General features: G+C 68.4%; 27 protein-coding genes. 13 read left to right on the top strand and 14 right to left on the bottom strand.

From position 1 onward, the window contains the following. Positions 1 to 25 precede the first annotated feature (25 nt). From B7R87_RS12635 to B7R87_RS12625, 3 genes are all read left to right on the top strand, one after another. On the top strand, positions 26 to 1,489 hold the full coding sequence (locus B7R87_RS12635; RefSeq protein ID WP_006348702.1) for an aldehyde dehydrogenase family protein: 1,464 nt from the start codon (positions 26 to 28) through the stop codon (positions 1,487 to 1,489). Positions 1,490 to 1,747: 258 nt separating this feature from the next. Beyond that, positions 1,748 to 3,307 carry an APC family permease gene (locus B7R87_RS12630; protein WP_040915921.1) on the top strand — a complete coding sequence of 520 codons (1,560 nt, stop codon included), beginning with the start codon at positions 1,748 to 1,750 and terminating at the stop codon, positions 3,305 to 3,307. A gap of 300 nt (positions 3,308 to 3,607) precedes the next feature. Beyond that, positions 3,608 to 4,450, top strand: a complete 843-nt coding sequence (locus tag B7R87_RS12625) for a TIGR03619 family F420-dependent LLM class oxidoreductase (RefSeq protein ID WP_006348704.1) — start codon at positions 3,608 to 3,610, stop codon at positions 4,448 to 4,450. A 90-nt stretch (positions 4,451 to 4,540) separates the two neighbouring features. On the opposite strand, the gene B7R87_RS12620 is transcribed toward B7R87_RS12625, so the two are convergent. Further along, the gene (locus B7R87_RS12620) at positions 4,541 to 5,140 is read right to left on the bottom strand and encodes a dihydrofolate reductase family protein (protein ID WP_006348705.1); all 600 of its coding nucleotides are present in this window, start codon (positions 5,138 to 5,140) and stop codon (positions 4,541 to 4,543) included. A 95-nt stretch (positions 5,141 to 5,235) separates the two neighbouring features. Between B7R87_RS12620 and B7R87_RS12615 the strand changes: the two genes are divergently transcribed. After that, positions 5,236 to 5,832 carry a TetR/AcrR family transcriptional regulator gene (locus B7R87_RS12615; protein WP_006348706.1) on the top strand — a complete coding sequence of 199 codons (597 nt, stop codon included), beginning with the start codon at positions 5,236 to 5,238 and terminating at the stop codon, positions 5,830 to 5,832. 91 nt (positions 5,833 to 5,923) lie between these two features. Here B7R87_RS12615 and B7R87_RS12610 read toward each other — a convergent pair whose 3' ends face one another. The 4 genes from B7R87_RS12610 to B7R87_RS12595 form a co-directional block, all read right to left on the bottom strand. Further along, positions 5,924 to 8,335, bottom strand: a complete 2,412-nt coding sequence (locus B7R87_RS12610) for an ATP-binding cassette domain-containing protein (protein WP_006348707.1) — start codon at positions 8,333 to 8,335, stop codon at positions 5,924 to 5,926. Positions 8,336 to 8,931: 596 nt separating this feature from the next. Next, positions 8,932 to 9,963 carry a Rieske 2Fe-2S domain-containing protein gene (locus B7R87_RS12605; protein WP_045853030.1) on the bottom strand — a complete coding sequence of 344 codons (1,032 nt, stop codon included), beginning with the start codon at positions 9,961 to 9,963 and terminating at the stop codon, positions 8,932 to 8,934. Between the two features lie 90 nt (positions 9,964 to 10,053). Next, positions 10,054 to 11,136, bottom strand: a complete 1,083-nt coding sequence (locus tag B7R87_RS12600) for a Rieske 2Fe-2S domain-containing protein (protein ID WP_130585076.1) — start codon at positions 11,134 to 11,136, stop codon at positions 10,054 to 10,056. A gap of 61 nt (positions 11,137 to 11,197) precedes the next feature. Beyond that, positions 11,198 to 12,196, bottom strand: coding sequence for a tsukubadiene synthase (locus B7R87_RS12595; protein ID WP_006348711.1), 999 nt, complete (start codon positions 12,194 to 12,196; stop codon positions 11,198 to 11,200). Between the two features lie 751 nt (positions 12,197 to 12,947). Between B7R87_RS12595 and B7R87_RS12590 the strand changes: the two genes are divergently transcribed. Genes B7R87_RS12590 through B7R87_RS12580 form a run of 3 tightly spaced genes read left to right on the top strand, consistent with a single transcriptional unit; the run spans position 12,948 to position 14,445 of the window. Further along, positions 12,948 to 13,121 carry a hypothetical protein gene (locus B7R87_RS12590; RefSeq protein WP_006348712.1) on the top strand — a complete coding sequence of 58 codons (174 nt, stop codon included), beginning with the start codon at positions 12,948 to 12,950 and terminating at the stop codon, positions 13,119 to 13,121. 41 nt (positions 13,122 to 13,162) lie between these two features. Continuing rightward, positions 13,163 to 13,807, top strand: coding sequence for a hypothetical protein (locus tag B7R87_RS12585; RefSeq protein ID WP_006348713.1), 645 nt, complete (start codon positions 13,163 to 13,165; stop codon positions 13,805 to 13,807). Next, positions 13,807 to 14,445, top strand: a complete 639-nt coding sequence (locus B7R87_RS12580) for a hypothetical protein (protein WP_130585075.1) — start codon at positions 13,807 to 13,809, stop codon at positions 14,443 to 14,445. The genes B7R87_RS12585 and B7R87_RS12580 overlap by 1 nt, the downstream gene beginning before the upstream one ends. A 40-nt stretch (positions 14,446 to 14,485) precedes the next feature. On the opposite strand, the gene B7R87_RS12575 is transcribed toward B7R87_RS12580, so the two are convergent. The 6 genes from B7R87_RS12575 to B7R87_RS12550 form a co-directional block, all read right to left on the bottom strand. Further along, complete coding sequence (locus B7R87_RS12575; RefSeq protein WP_006348715.1) at positions 14,486 to 14,968, bottom strand: hypothetical protein; 483 nt, start codon at positions 14,966 to 14,968, stop codon at positions 14,486 to 14,488. Between the two features lie 80 nt (positions 14,969 to 15,048). Beyond that, on the bottom strand, positions 15,049 to 15,273 hold the full coding sequence (locus tag B7R87_RS12570) for a DUF397 domain-containing protein (protein ID WP_006348716.1): 225 nt from the start codon (positions 15,271 to 15,273) through the stop codon (positions 15,049 to 15,051). A 159-nt stretch (positions 15,274 to 15,432) separates the two neighbouring features. Then, positions 15,433 to 16,281, bottom strand: a complete 849-nt coding sequence (locus B7R87_RS12565; RefSeq protein ID WP_006348717.1) for a helix-turn-helix domain-containing protein — start codon at positions 16,279 to 16,281, stop codon at positions 15,433 to 15,435. Between the two features lie 159 nt (positions 16,282 to 16,440). Continuing rightward, positions 16,441 to 16,659 carry a hypothetical protein gene (locus B7R87_RS12560; RefSeq protein WP_006348718.1) on the bottom strand — a complete coding sequence of 73 codons (219 nt, stop codon included), beginning with the start codon at positions 16,657 to 16,659 and terminating at the stop codon, positions 16,441 to 16,443. Beyond that, positions 16,656 to 16,877, bottom strand: coding sequence for a hypothetical protein (locus tag B7R87_RS12555; protein ID WP_006348719.1), 222 nt, complete (start codon positions 16,875 to 16,877; stop codon positions 16,656 to 16,658). The genes B7R87_RS12560 and B7R87_RS12555 overlap by 4 nt, the downstream gene beginning before the upstream one ends. 165 nt (positions 16,878 to 17,042) lie before the next feature. Continuing rightward, positions 17,043 to 17,312, bottom strand: coding sequence for a hypothetical protein (locus B7R87_RS12550; protein ID WP_006348720.1), 270 nt, complete (start codon positions 17,310 to 17,312; stop codon positions 17,043 to 17,045). A 318-nt stretch (positions 17,313 to 17,630) separates the two neighbouring features. On the opposite strand from B7R87_RS12550, the gene B7R87_RS12545 reads away from it, so the two are divergent. From B7R87_RS12545 to B7R87_RS12535, 3 genes are all read left to right on the top strand, one after another. Next, entirely contained in the window at positions 17,631 to 18,470 is an 840-nt protein-coding gene (locus B7R87_RS12545; protein ID WP_078902308.1) for a helix-turn-helix domain-containing protein, read from the top strand. Continuing rightward, on the top strand, positions 18,460 to 18,669 hold the full coding sequence (locus tag B7R87_RS12540; RefSeq protein ID WP_006348722.1) for a DUF397 domain-containing protein: 210 nt from the start codon (positions 18,460 to 18,462) through the stop codon (positions 18,667 to 18,669). Before B7R87_RS12545 ends, B7R87_RS12540 begins: the two co-directional genes overlap by 11 nt. Before the next feature lie 100 nt (positions 18,670 to 18,769). Then, entirely contained in the window at positions 18,770 to 18,988 is a 219-nt protein-coding gene (locus B7R87_RS12535) for a DUF397 domain-containing protein (protein WP_078902309.1), read from the top strand. A 65-nt stretch (positions 18,989 to 19,053) separates the two neighbouring features. Here B7R87_RS12535 and B7R87_RS12530 read toward each other — a convergent pair whose 3' ends face one another. Together B7R87_RS12530 and B7R87_RS12525 are read right to left on the bottom strand one after the other, a co-directional pair. Further along, on the bottom strand, positions 19,054 to 19,536 hold the full coding sequence (locus B7R87_RS12530; protein WP_006348724.1) for a hypothetical protein: 483 nt from the start codon (positions 19,534 to 19,536) through the stop codon (positions 19,054 to 19,056). Between the two features lie 27 nt (positions 19,537 to 19,563). Beyond that, positions 19,564 to 20,448: an NAD(P)-dependent oxidoreductase gene (locus tag B7R87_RS12525; protein WP_006348725.1), complete on the bottom strand. Its 885-nt coding sequence runs from the start codon at positions 20,446 to 20,448 to the stop codon at positions 19,564 to 19,566. Between the two features lie 153 nt (positions 20,449 to 20,601). Here B7R87_RS12525 and B7R87_RS12520 point away from each other — a divergent pair, with 153 nt between their 5' ends. Beyond that, positions 20,602 to 21,507, top strand: coding sequence for a DUF4232 domain-containing protein (locus B7R87_RS12520; protein WP_006348726.1), 906 nt, complete (start codon positions 20,602 to 20,604; stop codon positions 21,505 to 21,507). 200 nt (positions 21,508 to 21,707) lie between these two features. Continuing rightward, positions 21,708 to 22,439, top strand: a complete 732-nt coding sequence (locus B7R87_RS12515; RefSeq protein WP_006348727.1) for a DUF7873 family protein — start codon at positions 21,708 to 21,710, stop codon at positions 22,437 to 22,439. A gap of 447 nt (positions 22,440 to 22,886) precedes the next feature. Here the strand turns inward: B7R87_RS12515 and B7R87_RS12510 are convergent, their stop codons facing one another. Next, positions 22,887 to 23,399 (bottom strand): hypothetical protein, encoded by a 513-nt coding sequence (locus B7R87_RS12510; RefSeq protein ID WP_006348728.1) that lies wholly within the window; start codon positions 23,397 to 23,399, stop codon positions 22,887 to 22,889. A 323-nt stretch (positions 23,400 to 23,722) separates the two neighbouring features. Between B7R87_RS12510 and B7R87_RS12505 the strand changes: the two genes are divergently transcribed. Continuing rightward, complete coding sequence (locus B7R87_RS12505) at positions 23,723 to 24,169, top strand: NADAR family protein (RefSeq protein WP_040915923.1); 447 nt, start codon at positions 23,723 to 23,725, stop codon at positions 24,167 to 24,169. The last annotated feature ends 69 nt before the right edge of the window (positions 24,170 to 24,238 follow it).

Below are 24,238 nucleotides of genomic sequence, written 5' to 3'. Positions count from 1 at the left end.
CACCAGGGGCCCGGAGGGCCCTCCCGTGGCGGGTCGGCTGTTCATCGGCGGGGAGTGGGTGGAGCCCGACGGCGGGCAGTACGCCATCACCGACCCGGCGAACGGGGAGACCGTCGGGTCCGCGCCGGAGGCGAGCCGCGCCCAGGTGTACGAGGCGGTCTCGGCCGCCCGGGACGCCTTCGGGCCCTGGTCGCGCACCCGCCCCGAGGAGCGCGCCCGGATCCTGGACACGGCCGCCGGGATCATCCAGCGGGACGCCGCGGAATCGGCGGAGCTGGCCCGGCGGGAGAGCGGGGCGACCACCGGGACCGCGCGGGCCATGCAGGTCGGCGTCGCCGCGGCCCGCTTCCGCCGCTATGCCAGGGGCGCCCTGGAACCGGTCGAACAGCCCCTGCCGCCGCAGCTCACCCCCGCCGGGCCGATGGGCGGCGGCGGGCTGCTGGGCGCGCTCGCGGTCCGCCGCCCGGTCGGCGTCGTCACCTGCATCACCTCCTACAACAACCCGTGGGCCAATCCGGCGGGCAAGATCGCCCCGGCGCTGGCCATGGGGAACACGGTCGTCGTCAAACCCGCCCCGCAGGATCCGCTGTCGGTGTTCCGGCTGGCGGCGGCCCTGGCGGAGGCGGGCGTCCCGCCGGGCGTGGTGAACGTGGTCACCGGCTCGTCCCCGGAAGCCGGGGAGGCGGCGGTCGAAGCCCCCGGCGTCGACATGGTCAGCTTCACCGGCTCCACCGCCGTCGGCCGGCGGATCGCGGAGGTCTGCGGGCGCGGGATGAAACGCCAGCTGATGGAGCTGGGCGGCAAGGGCGCGGCCCTGGTCTTCGACGACGCCGACCTGGGCGCGGCGGTCGCCGGGATCGGGACGACGTTCTCCTTCTACAGCGGGCAGATCTGTACGGCCCCGACCCGGGTGCTCGCGCAGCGGGGCGTGTACGAGCGGATCACCGGCATGCTGGCGGCGTACGCGGCGAAGCTCCCGGTCGGCGATCCGGCGGACCCGGCGACGGTCGTCGGCCCGCTGATCTCCGCCGCCCACCGGGACCGGGTGGAGTCGTACGTCGAACTGGGCCGCAAGGAGGGCGCCCGGCTGGTCACGGGCGGCGAACGCCCGACCGGCGGCGCCCTGGACCGCGGCTGCTACACGGCCCCGACGCTCCTCGCGGACTGTACGAGCGGGATGCGGGTGGTCCGGGAGGAGATCTTCGGGCCGGTGGTCGTGGTCCTCCCCTTCGATACGGAGGAGGAGGGCATCGCCCTGGCGTCCGACAGCGACTACGGCCTGATCGACTACGTCTGGTCGGGCGACCCGGCGAGGGCGTTCCGGGTCGCGGGCCTGCTGCGCTCGGGAGGCGTGGGCGTGAACACGGTCGCCCGCCATATGGAGGCGCCGTTCGGGGGCTTCAGGATGAGCGGAGTGGGCCGCGACGTGGGCTCGTACGCCCTGCACGCGTACAGCGAGATCCAGTCCCTGGTCTGGCCGGGGCGCTAGCCGCCCTGTCCGGGGCGGAGGCGCCCCGGACAGGTGTTCGCTGAGGGCTCAGTGGAAAATTTCAAAAGGTGCAAAACGGGCAGGGCTGCGGTTATCGTACTCCGTAAAAACGCCGTCAGGCCTTACATGCTGCGCTTGACGATCGTCATCAAGCTTTCATATGCAGGCAATGAGCCGGACTTGCCCCCGAAATCAAGGGTTCGATATCCGGACGCATGGCCTCCGGATGTGGAAACCGCAGCGTTTACCGTCCTGTCCATGACTCAGTTGGAAGCCCGGCCGCAGGCCGGAGACACGGTAAGGGGCGCCGCCCCCGGCGGGGGCGGTGGCGTACGCGGCAAAGGGCTCGGCGGCAACTCCGTCGGGCTGATGGGCAGCGCCGTCATCGGCATCTCCACCGTCGCGCCCGTCTACTGCCTCACCTCCACCCTCGGCTCCACCGCGGGCGAGGTCGGCCTCCAGATGCCCGCGGTCTTCCTGGCCGGCTTCCTGCCGATGCTGCTGGTCGCCTTCGCCTACCGTGAGCTGAACCGGGTCATGCCCGACTGCGGCACCTCCTTCACCTGGACGGTCAAGGCCTTCGGGCCGAAGATCGGCTGGATGTGCGGCTGGGGCCTGGTCGTCGCCACGATCATCGTGCTCTCCAATCTCGCCGGGGTCGCGACCTCCTTCTTCTGGCTGCTCGCGGGCGAGATCACCGGCAGTGATTCGGTGGCCGCGCTCAACGACAACAAGGCCGTCCACATCCTCACCGTCCTGGCCCTGATCGCGATCGCCACCGCGATCAGCTACCGGGGCATGACGGCCACCAAGAGCGTCCAGTACGCCCTCGTCGGGCTCCAGCTCCTGGTGCTCGCGATCTTCGTCGTGATGGCGCTCGGCAAGGCCGGGGAGTTCGACACCTCCCTCTCCTTCTCCGCCGAATGGCTGAACCCCTTCGCCATCGAGTCCTTCGCCGCCTTCACCGCCGGACTCTCCCTGTCGATCTTCATGTACTGGGGCTGGGACGCCTGTCTCAGCGCCAACGAGGAGACCACCGGCAGCGGCAAGACCCCCGGCCGGGCCGCGCTGATCGCGATGGTCGTCCTCGTCGGCTCGTACCTCGTCACCGGTGTCGTGGCCCAGATGGCGGTCGGCTCCGGGGACACGGGCCTCGGCCTCGCCAACCCCGAGACCTCCGACAACGTCTTCGCCGTACTGGCCGGCCCGATCATGGGCACCGGCCTCGGCGTCCTGCTCTTCGTCGCGGTCCTCGCGTCCGCCGCCGCCAGCCTCCAGACCACGTTCATCCCGGTCGCCCGGACCGTGCTGGCGATGTCGGCGTACGAGGCGCTCCCGGCCTCCTTCTCGAAGGTCAACCCGCGCTTCAAGACCCCCGGCCTGGCGACCGTCGTGGCCGGTGTCGGCACCGGCGCCTTCTACACCGTCATGACGCTCCTCAGCGAGAACGTCCTCACGGACACCATCTACGCCCTCGGCCTCATGATCTGCTTCTACTACTCGCTGACGGCCTTCGCCTGCGCCTGGTACTTCCGTCGCGAGATCTTCCGCACCGGCCGCGACTTCGTCTACAAGGGCCTCTTCCCGGTCCTCGGCGGACTGATGCTCGCCGCGGTCTTCGCGAAGACCCTCTACGACATGTGGGACCCGTCCTACAGCGGCTCCTCCGTCGGCGGCGTCGGCACGGTCTTCGTCATCGGCGTGGGCCTGCTCCTCCTCGGCCTGGTCATCATGCTGGTGATGCGCCGCACGAGCCCGGCGTTCTTCCGTGGCGAGGTCCTCAAGCGGGACACGCCGTCGCTGGTGATCGACGACTGACGTACGCCACCGTCACACCGACACCGACACCGACACCGACAGCGATACCGGCACCGGAAACGGGCCGGGCCTCGGGGGCCCGGCCCGTTTCCGCGTACCCGGCCCCGCTCCGGCACCCCCGACCGCGCCGTGAACGACTGTTCGGACTCCGCCGCCGTGGGAAGGAAGAGCTACGGCAACGGTGTTGCCGTTGACCAGTGGTGCCGCCGGGGCGGGCGGGGACGGGGAACGGGAACGGCACACCGTACGGCCCGCCGCGGCGTCGCACACAGCCCGACCGTCGACCACGAAGGAGCTGGGATGCGCATCGCGGTGACCGCCGCCCTGACCGACGAGACGATCACGCCGATCGGACTGGCACAGGAGCTGGAGGAGCGCGGCTTCCACGGACTCTACGTACCCGAGCACACCCATATCCCCGTCGAGCGCGCCACCCCCTTCCCGTACGCGGACGAGAGGGGGGAGGTCGCCCGCTGGTACGGGAGGCTGATCGACCCCTTCGTCGCCCTGTCCCAGGCCGCGGCCGTCACTTCCCGGCTGCACCTCGGCATCGGGGTCCTGCTGCTCGCCCAGCACGACCCCATCGTCGTCGCCAAACAGGCCGCCAGCCTGGACCATGTCTCCGGCGGCCGGTTCACCCTCGGCGTCGGCTACGGCTGGAACCGGGAGGAGGCGGCCGACCACGGCGTCGCATGGTCGAGCCGCCGGGAGCTGGTCCTGGACCGGATGCGCCTGATGCGGGCGCTCTGGGCGGACGAGCCCACCGAGTACAAGGGGGTGTTCGGCTCGGTGAGCGCGTCCTTCGCCCATCCGAAGCCGGTACGCGGCGGCGCCCCGCGGACCATGCTGGGCGGCGCGGCCGGGCCCAAGCTCTTCTCCCACATCGTGGAGTACGGGGACGGCTGGCTGCCCCTCAACGGCTCGGGCCTGCGGGAGACGCTGCCCGTCCTCCGTACCGCCTGGGAGGACGCCGGCCGTGACCCGGCCGCGCTCCAGGTCGTGCCGTACGCGGTCACCCCCACGCCCGAGCGGATGGACACCTTCGCGGAACTGGGCATCGAGGAGGTCGTGATGCTGATGCCCGCGGAGGAGGGGGACGGGATGCTGCGGGCGCTCGACGGTTTCGCGCGGTATCTGGACTGAGGCGATACGGGGGTGCGGGGAGGGGCGAGGGGCCGAGGGCCCTCCCTCCCCGCACCCCGGGGCCTTCCCCGCACCCCGGGGCGCGCCCTCTCAGCGGCGTACGAAGCGGGTGACGCAGACCCCGTTGTCGAACGTCGTCCGCTGGGCGACGTCGAAGGCCGTCGGATCGAAACCGCCGTCGAAGGCCGGGATCCCCGCACCGGCGACCACCGGATAGCTTTTGAAGACCAGCTCGTCGATCTCGGGCAGCAGCGCCCCCGCCAGCTTGCCGCCCCCGCAGAGCCAGATATCGAGGCTGTTTTCCTCCTGTTCCTCCTGCTTGAGCTTCCGTACCAGGCCGAGCGGATCGTCCGGTACGACGGTGAGCGCCGGATCGGTGGCGGGGTCGAGAGTGCTGGAGACGACGTACTGCCGCAGATGGGCGTACGGGCTGGTCATCCCCACCGCCAGGCCCGGCAGCCAGGTGCCGAGCCCCATCACGACGGTGTCGAAGGTGCGGTTCGGTGTGTCGGCGACGCCGGACGCGGCCCGGAAGGCGGTCGGAACCGTCTCCGGATAGGCCGCGGCCATCCAGGCGGTGTACGCGGCATCCTGCTTTTCGTCACCCGCGGGGAAGAAGTCGAACTCACCGCCGGGACCGGCGATACGGCCGTCGAGGGTCACGCCGACGTAGTACACGAGCTTTCGCATCTGAGCAGTCCTTCCGTAGTACTCTGTGTGGAGTGGTCAGAACGTAGTACTACACATGGAGTGGTGTCAATGGTGGGAAGTCCGGTGCGAAGCCCATGGTGAGAAGGAACGACGAACGGCGGGCCGCACTCGTCGACGCCGCGATCGAGGTACTGGCCCGCGAAGGTGCGCGGGGACTGACGTTCCGGGCGGTGGACACCGAAGCCGGGGTCCCGGGCGGGACCGCCTCCAACTACTTCGCCAACCGCGACGATCTGCTCACCCAGGCCGGGGCCCGGGTCTACGAGCGGTACCAGCCCGACGAGGCCACCGTCGCCAGGACGGAGACGGCGGGACGCGACCGGGAGACGTACGCACAGCTGATGCGCGAACTCGTCGAGCGCGTGGCGTCCTTCCGCACCGGCTATCTCGCCCTCCTGGAGCTGCGGCTGGAGGCCGTGCGCCGCCCCGAGCTGCGGAAGGTGCTCACGGAACGGATCAGGGCCGATGTCGAGGCGAACGTCGCCTACCACGAACAGTCCGGCCTGCCCGGGGACGCCACGGCCGTCCGGCTGCTGATACTGACCCTCAACTGGCTGATCTTCGAACAGCTCACGCTGCCGGACCTCTACCCGGCGGAGGACCGGGACGCGCTGGTGACGGCGGCGGTGGACCGGATCGTGGGCGGCAGCGCGGGCCCGGAGGGCGCATAGACGTACGGGTACGGCGCAGGGCCTCCGGGACCCTGCGCCGTACCCGCCCGGCGGAACGCACCCCCGTGGCGTTCCGCCCGGGCGTGCCCGCTCACCCGCCGACGTACTCCGCGAGATGCTCGCCCGTCAGCGTCGAGCGGGCCGCGACCAGCTCCGCCGGGGTGCCCTCGAAGACGACCTTGCCGCCGTCGTGACCGGCACCCGGCCCCAGATCCACCACCCAGTCCGCATGCGCCATCACCGCCTGGTGGTGCTCCACGACGATCACCGACTTCCCCGAGTCGACCAGCCGGTCCAGCAGCCCCAGCAACTGCTCCACATCGGCCAGATGGAGACCGGTCGTCGGCTCGTCGAGGACGTACACCCCGCCCTTGTCCGCCATATGCGTCGCCAGCTTCAGCCGCTGCCGCTCACCACCCGAGAGCGTGGTCAGCGGCTGGCCCAGGGTGAGATAGCCCAGCCCGACGTCGGAGAGCCGGTCCAGGATCCGGTGCGCCGCAGGGATATGCGACTCGCCCCCGCCCTCGCCGCCGCCGAAGAACTCCTCCGCCTCGGCCACCGGCATCGCCAGCACCTCGCTGATGTCCCGGCCGCCGAGCTTGTACTCCAGCACCGAGGCCTGGAACCGCCGCCCCTCGCAGTCCTCGCAGGGGATCGCGACCCCGGCCATCACCGCCAGATCCGTGTAGATCACGCCCGCGCCGCTGCACGTCGGGCAGGCACCCTCCGAATTGGCGCTGAACAGCCCCGGCTTCACCCCGTTGACCTTGGCGAACGCCTTCCGGATCGGGTCCAGCAGACCGGTGTACGTCGCCGGATTGCTGCGCCGGGAACCGCGGATCGGGCTCTGGTCGACCGACACCACACCCGCACCGGCCGGAATCGACCCGTGGACCAGCGAACTCTTCCCCGACCCGGCGACTCCGGTGACGACCGTGAGCACCCCCAGCGGAAGATCGACGTCCACCTTCCGCAGATTGTTCGCCGTGGCGCCGCGGATCTCCAGCACGCCGGTCGGCTTCCGTACGGACTCCTTGACCTTCGCCCGGTCGTCGAGATGGCGCCCGGTGACCGTACCGGCCGCCCGCAGACCCTCCAGCGAACCCTCGTAACAGACCGTGCCGCCCTCCGTACCGGCACCGGGGCCGAGATCGACGACATGGTCGGCGATCGCGATCAGCTCCGGCTTGTGCTCCACCACCAGCACCGTGTTGCCCTTGTCCCGCAGCCGCAGCAGCAGGCCGTTCATCCGCTGGACGTCATGGGGGTGCAGCCCGGCGGACGGCTCGTCGAAGACGTACGTCACATCCGTGAGCGACGAACCGAGGTGCCGGATCATCTTCACCCGCTGCGCCTCGCCGCCCGAGAGGGTGCCCGCGGGCCGGTCCAGCGCGAGATAGCCGAGACCGATCTCGACGAACGAGTCCAGGGTCCGCTGCAGTGCGGTCAGCAGCGGCGCCACCGACGGCTCCCTGAGCCCCCGCACCCACTCCGCCAGATCGCTGATCTGCATCGCGCAGGCGTCGGCGATGCTGATCCGTTTGATCTTCGAGGACCGGGCGCCCTCGCTGAGCCGGGTCCCGTCGCAGTCGGGGCAGGCGGTGAAGGTGACGGCGCGCTCCACGAACTCGCGGATATGCGGCTGCATCGCCTCCTTGTCCTTCGAGAGGAACGACTTCTGGATCTTGGGGATCAGGCCCTCGTAGGTGAGGTTGACGCCCTCGACCTTGACCTTCGTCGGCTCCCGGTAGAGGAAGTCCTGCATCTCCCGCTTGGTGAACCTGCGGATCGGCTTGTCCGGGTCCAGGAAACCGGACTCCGCGTACAGCCGTACGGTCCAGAAGCTGTCCGACTTCCAGCCCGGGATGGTGAAAGCGCCCTCCGCGATCGACTTCGAGTCGTCGTAGAGCTGGGCGAGGTCGATGTCCGAGACCGAGCCCCGGCCCTCGCAGCGCGGACACATGCCGCCCGTGCGGTTGAAGGTCGCCTTCACCGCCTTCTGGTTGCCGCGCTCGACGGTGATCGCCCCACTGGCCCGTACCGACGGCACATTGAAGGCGTAGGCACTCGGCGGGCCGATATGCGGCTTGCCGAGCCGGCTGAAGAGGATCCGCAGCATCGCGTTGGCATCGGTCGCGGTCCCGACGGTGGAGCGGGGGTCCGCGCCCATCCGCGCCTGGTCCACGATGATCGCGGTGGTCAGCCCGTCGAGCACGTCGACCTCGGGGCGGCCGGGCGTCGGCATGAAGCCCTGAACGAAGGAGCTGTACGTCTCGTTGATCAGCCGCTGCGACTCGGCGGCGATCGTGTCGAAGACCAGGGAACTCTTGCCGGACCCGGAGACGCCCGTGAACACCGTGAGCCGGCGCTTGGGGATCTCGATGCTGACGTCCTTGAGGTTGTTCTCACGGGCGCCGTGCACGCGGATCAGCTCATGGCTGTCGGCGGCGTGCGGCTCGGCGGGCACGGCGGCGGGCCGCCGTGGCCTGGCTGCCTTGGTCATGTCGATCTCCCTACGGGGCCTGGGTCCGGGGTCCGGGGCAGGGCCCGCGGGCGCGGCGTCCCAGTATCGCAACCCGCACCAATTCGTTCAAACAGTGACATTTTTGATCACTGGGGCGGAGCCTCCGGAGTGCTCCCCACGCTAGGCGGGTCGGAGGGGGCCAGGCTTCTCGAATCCTGACGGATCGCCGTCCGGCGGGGGCGCGGTTGCCCACGGGGTGCGGGCAGCTCCTGCGCCTCAATCTCCCCCAAAGCTGCCTTGACCCCAGCAGGGGCGACCCTGCACCCCCTCCCACGTGATCCCTACCTGATCAGAGCCCGAGGCCTTCGTAGTGTTGCCCGTCACGAACGAGTGGTGGGTGATCTTCCAGCACGAAGCCACCATGCCGGCCTTCCCGTACTACTCGGACCGGATGTCCGAGCCGATGACTACTGGGGAAACCAGTGCAACCCAGGAACCGTCCCCGAGGAGTGCGGCCCAGGGCGTCCTGGCTCCAGTTGTACTCCGAGGAACTGGCGCGTGTTTCGAAAGTTGCCCGTCCCGACGGGTGGATCCGGGTCGGACTGGGGGCCTCCGGCCGTGCGCCTCCAACCACGTCAGGAGGGTTGCGTCGGAGGGTAGAACTGTCGCGCCCACTGCCGTAGCGACCCGATAGGGCCTTCCTTGCTGTTGAGCCTGGGGTGCGGCAGATACTGCCTGTGGTTGAAGATGACGAGGTCTCTCTCCACGTCCTTGTGGGTCCATAGACAGATGGCGTGGCTGAGTGCCTGCTCCAGGGGGCGCGCAAGGAGACGATGCAGTGGCATGAGCACGCGTGGTGGATCGTTCGGCGCGGCGTTCACCACCGTCCACCAGCGGATGCGCAGCGGGCCGATCGGAGTGACCAGCAGCCATGCGGAGGCACGCACACCGACCTGCGGAAATTCGAAGAGGAGGTGGGTGCCCCCCAGGCCGACGAAGTGGAGGCGGGTTCGAGAGGCGATGGTCCCCAGGAGGGGGACGGGGCGTCCGACGTAGCCTTCCACGTGGTAGTAGGGGCCGTCGCTTGTGGGTTTCGGGGGCGTTTCGAGAACGCTGACGCCGTGGACTTCGGGGAGGTGTCCAAAGTCCACGGCGTTCTCTGCAATGTCCTGGGGGTAGCCGGCCAAGTCGGCCGTCCGGTACGAGAGTGCGCGTCCGACAGTGGTGAGCTCGGGCACTTCCCAGTCCGGTGGCGTGTCGTCGTGGGAGTTCCAGACCCACACGATTCCGTTCGCTTCTCGCACGGGCAGCAGGCTGAGTGAAGCCTTCGGCGGTGGACCGTAGGGAGTGCGGACACAGGGGCCCTCGGGAGAGAAGGCGAAGCTGTGGAACGGGCAGACGAGATACTCTCCGTCGACGGTACCGCCGACGCCCAGGTGCGTCCCGAGGTGTGGGCAGTACGGGCGGGTGGCCCGCAGGAGTCCGCTGCGGGTCCGGTAGATCACTACCTCGCCGTCCATGAAGGGCCGGCTGCGGACCGTACCGGGCTGCCATTCCCGGCTGAACCCGACGCAGAACCAGCCGTTGGGGTGAGGGAGTCCTGGCCGGAGGAGTTCGTTCGCAGGCCTGGTTCGATCTGCCCGGCTGTACTTTGCGTGCTGACGCATTCGCATGTCGACCCTCTCCGCCCTAATACTCTTGGCCTATCTGCCGTATGACAGACCGCCACAACGCCGATGAATGCACTCCTGGGAAGCTCAGACAGGCGTCCCCTGCTGCGGAGTGGTGCTGTAGAACTGCTTGGCCCAGCGCCGGAACGGCATGACCATCCGGTCGCAGGAGGTGAGCCTGGGGCGTTCCAGATAGATCTTGTTCGCCCAGAGGTCGATGTCCTTTCTGAAGTCCCAGCAAAACCCTCGGAGCGCCAGCGAGAGGAACACCTTGGAAAGCAGAACCTTGCCCACGGGTGGCAGCGTGCGCAGTCGGCGCCGAGGCCGCGGCATGCTCACGGCGAGCTGGACCTCCGTGTGGTGGGGGTCGATGGGAGTAGGCAGCACCCAGATCCGGATGGACAGCCGGAGCGCGGGCAGCCGCACGTTGGCCGACAGCCAGCCGAGGCCGTGGAAGGTGGCCTCCGCCTCGACCCGGACGGATGACAGCAACCCTCCGAACCTGGGGTTGCTGGGGGTGAAGACAGCCTTGCTCCTCACGGACGGACCGTCGTAGACGGGCTCTTCCGTGTATTCCAGGGTGGTTCCATGAACGACTGGGAAGTGACCCAGATCTACCCCGTTCTCCAGAACTTCCTGTGGGTGATCGGTGAGAGTGAACAGGTGATGCACCGGTTCCATCAGCTCTCGTCCCGCATCGGACTTCACTTCCCAGGTGGGCGGCGCACCCTGTGCGTGATGCCACACGATCACAATGCCATCGACTTCACGCGATTCCAGCAGGGTCAGACGTGCATTCCGTGGCGGCGATACGCGACGCCCTGCGCCCACACATTCTCCGGCAGGGGAGAAGGCGAGATGATGAAAAGGACAGACCAGGTTCTCCGCCTCCACCGTCCCCCCGTGGCCCAAATGCGCCCCGAGGTGGGGGCAGTAGGGTTCCGTAACCCGAAGTAACCCGCTGCGCGTACGGTAGATGACGACCTCGCCACCCATGAACTTCTGGCACAGCACTCGCCCTGGGGGAATGTCACGGCTGAATGCCACTGCGAACCAGCCGTCCGGGTAAGGCAGGTGTGCGGGACCTTGCCGTTTCATCGACGACAGCGCGACGGTCCCCTTCATGTTCCTCTTTGAGAGCGAGCAGGGCGGATGTTCGTTGACGTTCAATTCACTCCGTCCTTAATGCTGCGATTGACAGACGAGACCGCGGATGAGGATGTGACGCCGGTCATAGCGTCCACAGCCATTCAACCGAGGGGATGCCGGGAGGTGGTTCCGGGGTGTCGTCCCGGGGAGTGTCGGTGAAGCTGAATGTGGCTTCTGTCTGTCCGTAGCGGCTGGTGTCGACGGCCCATTGGAGGTAGCCGCTGATGACGTATCCGAGTGTGTGGGCGAAGCGTGCCAGTTCGCTGCTACCGGTCCGTGCGCATTCCTGCTGGAGGTGCAGGAACCGTGTCATGAAGCGGTCGCGGAGTGCGACGCTCTGCCTGAGTGCTTCGTCCACGCCGATCCCGCGTTCGTGCATCAGGACGGAGACGATGTGCTGCGAGACCGGGCGCTGCGTGTCCTCAAGTTGGAAGGAGTGCAGGTCGCTGTCGATGGTCGCGGTCCAGCTCGCGGTTTCCAGCAGCGCGCGCACCCGTGGCGAGTCCATCTCCTGTTCGGGCACGCTGATGTCCGAGCCGATCAGAACGGCGATCAGGCAGGTTGCCTGAGCTGCCGCATCCTGCATCCGCAGCGGGATGTACTCGGCGAGCGGGGGCAGTCGGCGGTTGACGTGGTTGCTGTGGCGCCAGCAGGCGCCGTGCAGCCACCGGCGGTGGTTGTCTGCGCAGTACCGCACTTGGGTCGGCGTCGCCAGGTCGCGGAACATGTTGAAGACGGCCTGGGCTCCTGCCGCCCATGGGTCATCAGTGATCGGCGGGCTGGGGATGTCGACGGCTTGCTGGACGAGACTGGTGGTGACGGGGACGTCGAGCGGGAGTGGTTCGTCGAGATGGTCGTCGAACGCGAAGGCCCAGAAGTTCCAGCAGCCAACGGCCAGCATGCCTTCATAGGTGCCATGAGGAGCCCAGTAGGCCCCCAGCCGGCCCGGTTGTACCTGGTCCGCGATTCTCAGTCGCACGCCGTACCGCTCCGCCCACGCCCGGGCATCCTTCTCCGCCTGGTCGGCCGCGGGATGGATCGCAATGGGCAGGGGGCACCAGAACGGCGGTACCTCAATCATTTGTTCCCTCCGGGAATGGATGCCCCTCGTTCCATGAGGAACGTATGGGGCGTGTGCAGGGCCGGACTCGTCCGCAGCAGGTGGCGGACGTCGTGGCACGGGGATCTCGGATCCCGGACGACTCGGGTGCTGTGCCTGGCCTGCCCGGATCGACGCAAGGCCGCCGGAGCAACGGCCCCCGAAGGCCCGGGCAGGCCAGGCGCAGCGCGGCTGAGACTGCGGGTATGGCAAGGGGGGGTGCCTCTGCCCGGACGGCACATAGCTGACGGCCGTCCCCATCGGCGGCGGCGGGGGCCGTGGTCGTGGGAGCCGCCGGGTAGGCCGGTTATCCGAGGACGGACCGGACCCGGACCGCGGTACACCGCGGCTGTGGCGGGGCGGATGATCATGAGCATTCTCGTCCGGAGCGGTCGGGGTGCGTTTCTCAGAAGAGGGACGAGCCATCAGGGCGTCGTTCTCACCGCGGCCAGGCACACCAGCGGTCGGCCGTCACCCATGTACCGTTGAACGCTGTGCCCGGCCGGGGTTGGCGGCCAGGAGGCACACATCAATTGGACAATCGGTCGATCCGACTTCGGAAGAGGCCTGCCACTGCCTATGTGTCGCACACGTCGCAACATTGTGCATGTGTGAAATCTGCGAGGTGGCGGCTGCGGCTGGCTGGAGCCAGGGGAGACCTGCCATCCTCCGGCCCCGAAACTGGCCTGGGGCAAAGGCGGAACGAGAAGGCGCGGTGTGTCGGCCGGCCTGCGTGAGACGGGGAGACCTGACGGACGAGAACAGTGGAATCGGCTGGAGCCGTTGCCCGCAGTCGAATGCGGGATGCACCGGCTCAAGCGCCACCGCCGTCGCCACCAGATACGACGGACTCGCCGTCCGCTACGAAGTGACCGTGCTGATCGGGGCCATCAACGAATGGCTGTGACCAGCACTAACAGGCCTTAGCCCGCAAGGTAGCCGACTTATATGACCGAACGCCTCCCCGACCCTGATTTCCTGGACCTGGTGGAGCCCTTCACCGGCCCCGTAAAGGAGGTGCGGCCCACCGAACGCGGGTTCATGTCCGATGTTCTGGTGTTGATCGACGGTTGCCTTGGACGCTTCTTCGTCAAAGGGGTCATGAACCGCGCAGGGGGGCGTCGGGACTCGCTGGTCCGTGAGCGGTTGATCAACAGATTCGTTCGGCCGGTCTCGCCCCGCTTGTGCCGGCACACGGAGAACGACCGCTGGATGGCCCTGGGATTCGAACAGGTGGGAGGCCGGCCGAGCCGCTTCGAGCCCGGTTCCCCGGACCTCCCGGCGGTGCTGGACCTGCTCGGCCGGATCGGGGAGATTTCCCTGCCGACGTTGGTCGCGGATTGGCATGAAACGCGGTGGGACGCCTTCGCGGCCGACGCATCGGAAGCTCGACTCTTCCGGGGCGACAGCCTCATTCACGGGGACGTGGCGCCCGGCAACCTCCTCGTCGGCACGGAGGACAGTTGGGCGGTGGACTGGGCCTGGCCGACCCGAGGCATCACCTACCGGAGGGCGGGAAACGCCCCGCGCCGGAGCGGGTGGCGTCACCGGTCGGGCTATCGTGCAAGGCACTTTTCCCGAGGAGGCATTTGATGGGCGCTCGTTCGTTCATGTTGGCGGCACGGATACCGATGGCGCGCGACGGCTTCGACGAGTGGCTGAGCACGCCCCTGCCGGGTCTCGACCTCATCGAGAACCCGTCCGCGATGTACGCGGGGTGGGCCGCGGACGGCACCGATCCGGACTGGGACCTGACCGGCATCGCCGCCCACTACCCGCAGGCGGTGGCCGGGATCCGTGCCGACCGGGAGAAGACTCCCCGGCAGCTGCTCGCCCCGCGCGGTGTGGACGGCGGCGATCTGCTCCGACACCGTGACGGTGCGCTTGAGGTCTATCTGTACGACTACCACGGGGAGCCGACCAGTACGCAGACCCAGCTGCTGATGCTGGCCGGAGCGGGTCGTTTCGCGCACTCCGGCACCGAGGAGCCGGTCATGTACTGGGGCGGAGACATCGACCCCGGCCTCCCGATGCCCGGCCACAAGCCCCTTGCGGTGCTGCTCGTCACCGGCACCCGAGCCCGTTTCGTCGACACGTATCCACTCGACGAGCTGTGCGCGGAACTGGCGCCCGTGGAGGCGGACTTCCTGACCCTGACCGGCTATGGCGTCCCCGACAGGCCCGTCGGGGACTCGGCCGTCCTGTTCGACCCGGCTGTCTGCCGGGGCTGATCGCGCGCCTGGCCCCGAGGCGCGGGCGGCGGCTGCACCTCTATGCGAGAGGGCAGGGCAGTTCGGGGCCGGAGCGGTTCGGGGAGCAGGTCACCAGGGCGACGGAGTGGAAGAGCGTGCCGGTCAGGTAGTGCCCCAGGGACACGTCCCCGCCCCAGGCGAGCCGCTCCACCGCAGCCGTCACCAGGAGGACCAGCCGGGTCGCGTCCCGGTCCGCTTCCGAGGCGAACCGGGGAGCGGCCTCGGCAAGCTGGAGACCGAGCCACTCCCCGGCCTCCTTGGGCTCCTCCCAGGTGCCCCTGACCGCGCCGGCCGGTTTCATCAGCCAGTGGGCGGTCTGCAGAGGCGGGAGGTTCGTGATGCCGAACTCCGCGACCACTTCCCGGTAGCGGTCCGCCAGCCGCTGAGCGGCCGCGTCCTCCCTGGAGGCGGGAGGAGGCGGAGTCGGATGCGGGGGTCGCCGCAGTGCCTCGTTGTCGAAGGCCTTCTTCTCCCCGGCCCATGCGTAACCGTGGTGGTGCACTGCCGCTCCGTCTCGGGGAATGCCGACGACCCCGCCGGTCGGCGTGCGGGCGGGGCCGTCGGTCCGGTGGTGCTCTGGGTTCAGGCGGAGAGGTCGAACCGGGCGGGGTCGATGCCCGCCGCGTCCAGCTCTGCTGTGGTGAACCTGAGCGGCTCGGCGTCCGGCCGCTTGCTGTCGCCCATGGCCCAGGCGTCCGGGCCGATCCTGGCGAGGGTCACGCACGCCTCGCCGTCCGGATGAGTGTTGCCGCCGCAAGCCTTGGAGAAGGCGACTGCGTCGATGTCGAGTGCGTACAGGTCGGTCATCGTGGTCCTTCCTGATCTGCTGTACGGCCGAGCGGGAGTCGGCCGTGCCCGCCCATAGGGCGTGCGTCCGGTGCTCGATGTGTTGGCTGCGAGCACGAGGTCGACGTTAGAGAGGGCGTCGGCGAGGGATCCACGTTCTTGCATGACCTTGCATGCGAACTACCCGATGGAGTTGATTGCTTCCGAGATCAGAGCCCTGGCAGCGGCTCCATGAACGGCGATCTCGGACAGTTCGGAGAAGGCCTGCGCGTACGTTGCCACTTCACTGGGCGCAGAGACGTTGACGGCGGCCGTGAGCAGCTCGACGCTCACCTGTCGGTTGTCGAAGAGATAGAAGGCTTCCAACGGCCAGACGCGGCGCTGGGCAGTGAAGGGGATCACCCCGAGGCTCACGTTCGGAAGTGCCATCACCGCTAGCAGATAGCCGAGTTGGCTGACCATGGTTGCATCGTTGCCGATGCGGTAACGGAGCACGGTTTCTTCCAGAAGCAGGGCGAGCCGGCGGTTTCCCTCATGGAGGACACGCGAGCGCTCGACTCGGGAGGTGGCTGCCGATTTCGAGTCGTCCGGCGTCCCCTGGAACGCTGCGATCGTGGACAGGAGGGCCGCCGCGTACGTCTCGGTCTGGAGAATCCCAGGGATCACGTTCGAGCAGTACACGCGGAAGCGACGTGTTCCTGTGTAGAGGGGGACGGCTTCCTCCTGAGCTCTGCGCATGCCATGGCGATGAAGCTTCTGCCAGTGCACGTACATCTGATCGGCTTGCTGATTCACCGCGATCAGGTCGACGGTCTCATCCTCCGCTCCGCAAGCCTTGCACCATGCACGGATGTCGGCATCGGAGGCGGGAGTCCTGGCCCGCTCGATACGTGAAGATTTGGCCGGACTCCAGCCGCACCGGAGAGCCAGCTCCTGTCCGGTCAACTCCGCATTCCGCCGGATGGTCCCAAGGCGAGCGGCGATGGCTTCGCGGGCGGTCTGAGCGTTGGATGACCGGGACGCGGACATGAGTCGGACCTTCCAGGTTTCACGGGGTTGCACGGAGTAGCTTTCCGGTGGGTTGCCACGCTCACGGGATGCGTTGGACCCGCTGAACCGTAGTGCTGTGGACGTCTGCGGTTCGAGCGGTTTGCGCCTCCTTGCACGAGCTGCGTTCTGGAGGCGTGGTCATGCCAGTCGGCCGGGCGGGAGCTGCCCGATCTCGTCGTCGGGGCTCGGGCCCGCGCCGTAGCGGGTCGCGTCCTGCGGGCATGCGTACTGGACCATCGGAGGTCCGCTGGCGCGTTCGGTGACTCCGACGACAACCGGCGCGGCAGTGGCGCGTCCGCAGCGGACGCATGGTGGGGTGAACGGCTCCGGAGTGTTGAGCAGGGCCTCGCGGGTCATGCGCGCACCTCCGCGGAGACCTGGTGCACACCCTCGGCGGTGTACGGGTAGTCCCAGCCGAGTTCCGCCCATGCGGTCGCGTAGAAGCGTTCGCACTGCTCGTCGGTGAGCCCTCGGGCCTCTTCCGCGGTGAAGATCGTGCGCGCGGTGTCCGAACTCGGCCCGGTCCACGGGCGGGACCAGGCTGAGGGACAGGTGGAGTGGGTTGGGGTGGGCACGGAGCGGACGGGTGCACGGTGTCGTCCCCTGGCGGGAAGTAACTGATGCAGCACCCATGAGAACGCCTGGACGATAAGGTTTCGCATGTCGGTTCAGCTCCCAAAAGCTGATCGGCGGGAGCCCCGATGGACCGGTTGCGTCGGTCCGTCGGGGCGTTCTTGTCGTTACTGCGACGCGTTCGGAAGGCTCAGGAACTCGTCGCTGGTGGGCGGGTACCACCGGACCGTGTCGTCGACGCCACGGCAGTAGTCCCGGTGACCGGTCCGCTCAAAGTGATACGCCGTCCATATCTCGGCGTAGTCGTGATCGACGTCCCGGGCATTGGCGGGCGCGGGCGGTTCGGCACCGCACTTCTCTGCCGCGCACTGGACACGGACGCTGACGCCGTGGGACGGCACCTGCTTCAGTACCCAGTCACGGAAGCCGGCGGTCATGTGCTCGTCTCCGTGGCTGGGACGGGGACGCCGTCGTGCTGCGGATGCCGCCGGAGAAGTACGCGGTAGTCGATGACGCGGGATGCATTTCCGCGCCGTACCGCCCGCTTCAGCCCCGCACGAAGGTTCGCGCACTTTCGGCATTCCGAATCATGGTTCAGGTCCGAACCTCCGTACGGTTGATGGGGAGTCTCCGAGCTGCCTCTGCCCATGCCATTCCTCCGCTCTGTAGCGGTTTCACTGCCAGGGCGGATCAGACTGGCCTAGAGTCGATGAGTCTTCAACCTGTCCCAAGATCAAGAGGATTCGACGAAGATCATGAATCGTAAAGAGGTTGATCCGAAGTCCTCCCCGCAAGCAGCGTTCGCTGTGCAACTTCGCAGCTCACGCGAGATGCATGGTTGGATTCAGGACGAATTAGCCGAACGTATGGGCTACTCCGGAACGCATGTCTCTGCTGTGGAAACGTGCCGCAAATCCCCCTCGTTGAACTTCGCGAGGAAGGCCGATCTGGCACTCGGCGCGGGCGCTACCTTCGAAGTCATGTGGCAGGCCATCCGGGACACAGTGCTTCTGGAGGGCTTCCCGGAGTACCTGCAACAGGAGCTCAAGGCAGCCAGGTTCCGCACGTTCGAGCTGGGCGTGATCCCGGGTGTGTTCCAGACGACCTGCTATGCCGAGGCCCTTGCCCGCGCAGACATGGAACGGGGGGCCATCACGGCAGACATGGCCGGAGAGCGCGTCGGCCTTCTGGCGACGCGCCAGCAGCGCCTGCTGCATGCTCGGGATGCACCACTGGTCTACGCGGTGCTTGACGAAAGCTGCCTGCGTCGTCTGGTCGGCGGACGGCGTGTCATGGTCGAACAGCTCGACCACCTCGCCGACATTGCCACGTTGCCGTCCGTCACGGTTCAGCTTGTCCCGTTCAGCCTCGGGAACCTAAGGCCCTTGTTGCTTCCGGCGATTCTGCTGACCATGCGTGACCGGACCCTGGTGGGCTACACGGAGTCTGCCAGTCGCGGATATCTGGAGCGCGAAGAGGACCTCTTGGAGGTCTGGGAGAGGGCATACGATCAACTTCAGGCGGGCGCACTGTCCCCGGCGTCCTCCCTTGACCTGATCAGAGCTGTCCGGAAGGAACTTCACGATGAGCGTTGACCTGGCGACCGCCGAGTGGACGAAGTCCTCCTACAGTCAGCAGGGCGGCAATTGCATCGAATGGGCGCCCGAGCATGTATCCGGCACCGGCATAGTTCCGGTTCGGGACAGTAAGCGGCCGAGCGGTCCCGTGCTGATGGTGTCTGCTGGCGCCTTTGCGGGGCTTGTGGCGCTGGCCCGGGCCGTGGACCTGAGTTGACCCTTTGATGGGACGAAGAGCCCGCCATCAGCCATCAAGCCGAAGCAGCTTCGCAGGCGGGCTCTGTACCCACGATCGACGAGGTGCGAAGGGGCATCCCATGACGACCATCCCCAGCTTTTCCCAGATGCGTTGGGTGAAGTCCAGCTACAGCGCTCCGAACGGGGGCGAATGCATTGAATGGGCGCCCGAGCATGTATCCGGCACCGGCATAGTCCCGGTTCGGGACAGTAAGCGGCCGAGCGGTCCCGTGCTGACGATGTCCGCTGGTGCCTTTGCGGGGCTTGTGGCGCTGGCCCGGGCTGCTGAGTTGAGCTGACGTACAGCAGACCCCGAGGAGCCCCGCCCTGTTGTGCATGGGGCGGGGCTCCTTCGGTGGGGCGGTCAGGAGTCCGTGCGCTGCCCCAGGTGGCTGTGCAGGAGGACTCCGGGAGGGGCGTCGGGAGAACGCAGTTGTGCCGTCTCGACCAGCCGGGTGCGGAGGCCCGTCGAGGGTTCGCCCAGGACGATGGAGCTGAGCACCAGCTCCAGCATCACGCAGTCGTACGCGTCGTCGGTGCTGCCGTAGAACTTGGAATGACGCTCCACGACCGCACCCGAGATCCGCCGGCCGCCGCCGTCCACCGGGGCGAAGGTCGCCTCGAAGACCCCGTGGCCGGTCCAGCTGCGGTGCAGGAAGACCGTCTCGTCCTCGGTGAAGACGTTCCACTTCTCGTCCATGTCCCGGGCCGCATAACCGCGCTGGATACGGTCCCAGTCCTCGTCGGACCAGAGGCGCTCCGGCAGTTGGGACAGCGGCCTGGGCTTGGATATCGGCTTGAGGCGGCGGGAGAACAGGGCCCGCGTCACACGTGCGTCGGCTGTCATGGCGCGATCCTATGAAGAGCGTCCTGATCACCGCTTCCGGGATTCCAGGGACTCCACCGCCCGCGACAGGCTCTTGCGGGCGTGGCCCTGGGCGACCTGGTCGTCCAGGAGGCGCTGGAGCGGGGACAGCAGGTCCGTGCTCAGGCCCTGGGCCTCCGTCGCCGCCAGGATGTTCCGCAGGCCCGTCGCGTTCATGTCCAGGCTGGACGCCTCCGTCTCGTACGACTCCGCGTCGATCTCCGCCGCGAACTCGGGCAGGACCGCCAGGACTCCCTGGATCCACCGGTTCAGATGGCCGGTGAGGTCCACCGCCTTGATGCCCTCGGAGCGGCCGAGGGCCACCGCCTGGAAGAAGCCGGAGAACAGGCCGTACATCCCGCTGAGGATCGCCACGTCGTGGACCGACGCCAGACCCGGGTCGCTGCCGACGAACGTGTCGCCGCCCAGCAGGCCGAGCGGCGCGCGGAAGCGCTCGTGGGCGTCGGCCGATCCGCTGTAGAGGATGAACGCGTCGTCCGTGCCGATGGTCTGCGGTACGGCGTACACCGCGCCCATCAGGTAGTCGGCGCCCTGGGTGGTCGCCCAGTCCGCCAGGGCACGGGCGGGCTCAGGGGTCGAGGTGGTCAGGTTCACCACGGTACGGCCGGGAAGCGCGGACGCCGCGGACTCCAGGACGGTCCGCGCGGTGTCCTGGTCGATGACGGCGACCACGACCAGGTCGCTCGCGGCGACTGCCTCGGCCGCGGTGGCCGCCCGGACGGCACCCCGGGCGACGAGCGCGTCCGCCTTGGCGGCGCTGCGGTTCCAGACGGTCGTCGGGTGGCCCGCGTCGAGGAACGCCCCGGCCAGCGCCTGACCGAGGTTGCCGAGCCCGATCACGGAGACGGAGGTGGAAGAAGAGGTGGTGGTCATGGCGGGTGGTCCTTTCGGGGGTTGGTGGGATCAGGTTGGCGGCGGGCGCTGTCGGTCGGCTGCCGGTCCGCTGTCGGTCCGGTCCGCAGGCCGGGACACGGTGATGTGGCGCCGGTCATAGCGCCCAGCAGCCCGCCCTGCTGAGGTGGCCCGATGCGCCGTCCCCGTACCCCACTGCCCCTGGCCGCGGCCGTCTTCGCGGGCCTCCTTCTGCTGACCGGCTGCGGCAGCGACACCGCGCCGATCGGAGCGGCGGAAGAGGAGACGGAGAAGTGCCGGGAGGCCGGGCCGCCGCTCGGGGAGGCCAAGGACGGCGTCCGGATCACCGGCACCAAGGGCCTCGGGGCGAGCACGCCCGGCTGTTCGTCGGGGGTGGCGTCCGTCGCCTTCGAGGTGACCAGCCCCAAGAAGGAGCCGTACGCCTACACCGTCACGTTCTCGGTGACGGACGCGGCCGGGCAGGCGTACGAGAGCACCCCGGTGGCGGTGCCCTCCGTACCGGGCGGCGCGACCGTCAGGACCAGTTTTACGGCCACCCCCGCGCAGGGCCCGGACTCCGCCGGGACGGCCGGGGTGAAGATCTTCAAGGTGCGGAGCGTTCCCGTGGACGAACTGGGCTCACCGGCCGGGCCCTGCCCCCGGTCCGGTGTGCGCGTGACGGCCGACCAGGGCGACGCGGCGATGGGGCTGCGGGCCGTCGGCGTACGGCTGGAGAACTGCGGGACCCGGCCGTACGCACTCGACGGATATCCCCGGGTGACCCCCCTGGACGAGCAGCACCGGCCGCTCACCGGCGTCCGGGTGCTGCGCGGCGGCGCGGAGATCTCGACCGGTCTCGGCACCACGAGCCCGCGCCGGCTCAGCCTGGCCCCGGGCGAGGCGGCCCGGAGCAGTCTGATGTGGCGGAACACGCACGAGGGCTTCGGCAAGGCGGCGAACGGGCCCTATGTGCGGCTGGTCGCCAAGCCGGGTGCGAGCCCGGTGATGCTGATTCCGGAGCTGGACCTCGGGACCACCGGAAAGCTGGGCGTGGCCGCCTGGGAGAAGGAGCGGCGCTGACGGCGCCGTACCCTCACCACCGCCGTGCCCCCCTGCGGACGTGCCGGCTCAGGTGCCGGAAGGGCACATCAGGTCCACCGGTGGGTGGCGTGCGCCGTCCGCGTAGAGAAACCATCGGAAAAACCGTCCCGCACAGGTTCCTCCATCCCTCGCGCAATTAATCGGATGTGCTTGCGGCGCGGGGTTGTTAGGTTCGCCGTGTGCCGAAGCTGAATCAGATCATCGCAGTCGAAAAGGGCGTCAAGTCCAAGGCTCTCCAAGAGCTCACCCAGGCCCACCAGGACGTGCAGAAGCCCGCCCTGCTGGCCGGTATCTCCCGGACCTACCAGCCCAAGGACGAAGAGGGCGAGCAGCTGCCGCCCGAGTCCACGCGGGTGCAGATCAAGGCCGAGGACGCTCTGCGGACGACCGCCGGGACGCTGACGCGCCTCTTCGACGTGACCGCGACGAAGGACTGGGCGAACCGGTCCGCAGCCGCGGACGTGGTGGTCGACGGCACGGTGCTGCTGCCCCAGGTGCCCGTCCCGTACCTGCTGTTCCTGGAGAAGCAGCTCACCGATCTGCACACCTTCGTGCGCAAGCTGCCGGTGCTCGACGCCTCCGAATCGTGGAACCTGGACCCCTCGACGGACTCGTGGAAGACCGACCCGGTGCGGACCATCCGCACGAAGAAGGTTCCGCGCAACCACGTGAAGGCCGAGGCCACGGAGAAGCACCCGGCGCAGGTCGAGGTGTACTACGAGGACGTCCCGGTCGGCTACTGGACCACGGTGAAGTTCTCCGGCGCGCTGCCCGCCCGGCGGGTCAACGAACTCCTCGACCGCGTCGAGAAGCTCCAGCAGTCCGTCAAGTTCGCCCGCGAGGAGGCGAACAACACCGAGGTCACCGACCAGCGGGTCGGCGACGCGGTATTCGGCTACCTCTTCCGGTAGCCCCCGTATACGCCCTCCGTTACGAGCGGAGGGTGCGCGATGAGCGCAAGCTGAAACTGATGTTGAAGCTGAAGAAGGGGTGTCAGTTGGGGGTTCGAATCCCTCTCCCCGCACCACATGCGGGGGTGGCCCAAGCCCGGCAGAGGCGGCCCCGTCAAACTCAGATTCTCGCTCCAGTCTCAGTATTCGCCGCCGAACACCGGATCGACCGAACGTGGGCGAACATCGACGGATGGGGGTTCAAGTCCCCCCGGCGCCTCTCTCGTGGCGCTGTAGTTCAAAGGCAGAACACGTCGATCTCAATATGACCCGCGGTTCTTAAACGCCGTCGGTGTGCGCAAATGGGTGGCAAGCTGGAGCCCGGGAGCTGGACATGCTCCCGGGCTCCGTCACGTTCCGGCCCGAGGGAAACCCGATGCGGATGCGGTCCGGTGCCCGCGCACGGGGTCAGAGGTCGATGTTCGGGCCCCGCGGGATCGCATTGAGCACGATGTCGCGCACCGACTGGATCTTGTTTCCGTCGAACTCGTACTTCGCGAAGGCCCGGCCCGTGATCCCCCGCTTCTCGTTGTTGGTGAGCAGCCAGACCGTGTCCGATGACGGGGACGTGATCAGATGGGCATCGTGGGTGAGGTGCCCGCCGTACGGGATGTTGTAGAGGTCGTACAGCGTGACGATCTTCCAGTTGGCGAACAGGTTGTTGTACGTCCACATGTCGGGGACCCCGTGGCGCTTGCCGTCGATGACGACCCAGACGCCACTGGTTCCGTCGACGTTCTGCAGCCGGAGACCGTTGAGGTCGCCGTAGTTCTGCTGAAGCTGCGCGACGGTCATGGCCGCAGTGGTGTTCTTCGCGGGCTTCTCGGCGGCCCCGGCGGCGGGGGCCGTGAGGCCCAGCGGCACGGCCAGGATCAGGCTGATCGCGCCGATCGTGGCACGTCGGCGTAAGGTGCCGGACATTTGTCCTCCCCGGAGAATCCACGCAGGGACGGCCGGGCCCGTCGTGGATCCGGCCCCTGCGGTGGTCGTTGACGAGTCTCATGCTGCTGGTCCCGGTGTCCCGGGCACATGAGGCAGCGGTCCCGTTCCGCCGGGAGATGCGGACGACCGGGACCCCGGAAGAGCGGATACCGAAAGAGCGGATACCGAGATGGCGGATACCGAGAGAGCGGAGGCCGAACGGGCGGGCCGGCGCCGCGACCGGCTCCATCGGTCGAATCCGGGTTGCGGCCGGCGCCCGGTGCCTGGGATCGTGCCGTTCCCGCAACTGCGACGAGGCCCGGATGACGATCTACTTCTACGGCGCGGACGATGTTCCCTACGGCTGCTTCTCCAACTTCTCCGCGCATGACATGGAACTCGACGGGCAGCTGTGGCCGACCTCGGAGCACTACTTCCAGGCCCAGAAGTTCATCGGCACCCGCCATGCGGAGCTCGTCCGCCGGGCCCGTACGCCGCTGCGCGCCGCCGAGTTGGGGCGTGACCCGTCCCGGCCGCTGCGGCGGGACTGGGAGCGGGTCAAGGACGAGGTGATGCGGCAGGCTGTGGGCGCCAAGTTCCGGGCGCATGCCGATATCCGCGGCATCCTGCTGTCCACCGGAGACCAGGAGATCGTCGAGGACACCGGCACCGACCACTACTGGGGCCGCGGCAGGACCGGGACCGGGAAGAACATGCTCGGCCGGATCCTGATGCGTACCCGCAGCCGGCTCCGTGCCGAAGCAGGGTGAAGAAGGGCAGGGCCGCTCCGGGTGGCGACCGGCAGCGCAGGGGCGAGGGACCGCAGGGTGTGCTGGGGA

Source organism: Streptomyces tsukubensis, from assembly GCF_003932715.1.
In the GTDB taxonomy this organism is placed as follows: domain Bacteria; phylum Actinomycetota; class Actinomycetes; order Streptomycetales; family Streptomycetaceae; genus Streptomyces; species Streptomyces tsukubensis.
The sequence above is the reverse complement of the archived record's forward strand: the minus strand, read 5'-3'. Positions and strand labels throughout refer to the sequence as shown.

Bases quoted from the DNA above. Each gene is read 5' to 3' on its own strand.
- B7R87_RS12630 (WP_040915921.1), top strand. From the start codon at position 1,748: ATGACTCAGTTGGAAGCCCGGCCGCAGGCCGGAGACACGGTAAGGGGC.
- B7R87_RS12625 (WP_006348704.1), top strand. From the start codon at position 3,608: ATGCGCATCGCGGTGACCGCCGCCCTGACCGACGAGACGATCACGCCG.
- B7R87_RS12620 (WP_006348705.1), bottom strand. From the start codon at position 5,140: ATGCGAAAGCTCGTGTACTACGTCGGCGTGACCCTCGACGGCCGTATC.
- B7R87_RS12615 (WP_006348706.1), top strand. From the start codon at position 5,236: ATGGTGAGAAGGAACGACGAACGGCGGGCCGCACTCGTCGACGCCGCG.
- B7R87_RS12610 (WP_006348707.1), bottom strand. From the start codon at position 8,335: ATGACCAAGGCAGCCAGGCCACGGCGGCCCGCCGCCGTGCCCGCCGAG.
- B7R87_RS12605 (WP_045853030.1), bottom strand. From the start codon at position 9,963: ATGCGTCAGCACGCAAAGTACAGCCGGGCAGATCGAACCAGGCCTGCG.
- B7R87_RS12595 (WP_006348711.1), bottom strand. From the start codon at position 12,196: ATGATTGAGGTACCGCCGTTCTGGTGCCCCCTGCCCATTGCGATCCAT.
- B7R87_RS12585 (WP_006348713.1), top strand. From the start codon at position 13,163: ATGACCGAACGCCTCCCCGACCCTGATTTCCTGGACCTGGTGGAGCCC.
- B7R87_RS12580 (WP_130585075.1), top strand. From the start codon at position 13,807: ATGGGCGCTCGTTCGTTCATGTTGGCGGCACGGATACCGATGGCGCGC.
- B7R87_RS12570 (WP_006348716.1), bottom strand. From the start codon at position 15,273: ATGACCGACCTGTACGCACTCGACATCGACGCAGTCGCCTTCTCCAAG.
- B7R87_RS12565 (WP_006348717.1), bottom strand. From the start codon at position 16,281: ATGTCCGCGTCCCGGTCATCCAACGCTCAGACCGCCCGCGAAGCCATC.
- B7R87_RS12560 (WP_006348718.1), bottom strand. From the start codon at position 16,659: ATGACCCGCGAGGCCCTGCTCAACACTCCGGAGCCGTTCACCCCACCA.
- B7R87_RS12550 (WP_006348720.1), bottom strand. From the start codon at position 17,312: ATGACCGCCGGCTTCCGTGACTGGGTACTGAAGCAGGTGCCGTCCCAC.
- B7R87_RS12545 (WP_078902308.1), top strand. From the start codon at position 17,631: ATGAATCGTAAAGAGGTTGATCCGAAGTCCTCCCCGCAAGCAGCGTTC.
- B7R87_RS12540 (WP_006348722.1), top strand. From the start codon at position 18,460: ATGAGCGTTGACCTGGCGACCGCCGAGTGGACGAAGTCCTCCTACAGT.
- B7R87_RS12535 (WP_078902309.1), top strand. From the start codon at position 18,770: ATGACGACCATCCCCAGCTTTTCCCAGATGCGTTGGGTGAAGTCCAGC.
- B7R87_RS12530 (WP_006348724.1), bottom strand. From the start codon at position 19,536: ATGACAGCCGACGCACGTGTGACGCGGGCCCTGTTCTCCCGCCGCCTC.
- B7R87_RS12525 (WP_006348725.1), bottom strand. From the start codon at position 20,448: ATGACCACCACCTCTTCTTCCACCTCCGTCTCCGTGATCGGGCTCGGC.
- B7R87_RS12520 (WP_006348726.1), top strand. From the start codon at position 20,602: ATGCGCCGTCCCCGTACCCCACTGCCCCTGGCCGCGGCCGTCTTCGCG.
- B7R87_RS12510 (WP_006348728.1), bottom strand. From the start codon at position 23,399: ATGTCCGGCACCTTACGCCGACGTGCCACGATCGGCGCGATCAGCCTG.
- B7R87_RS12505 (WP_040915923.1), top strand. From the start codon at position 23,723: ATGACGATCTACTTCTACGGCGCGGACGATGTTCCCTACGGCTGCTTC.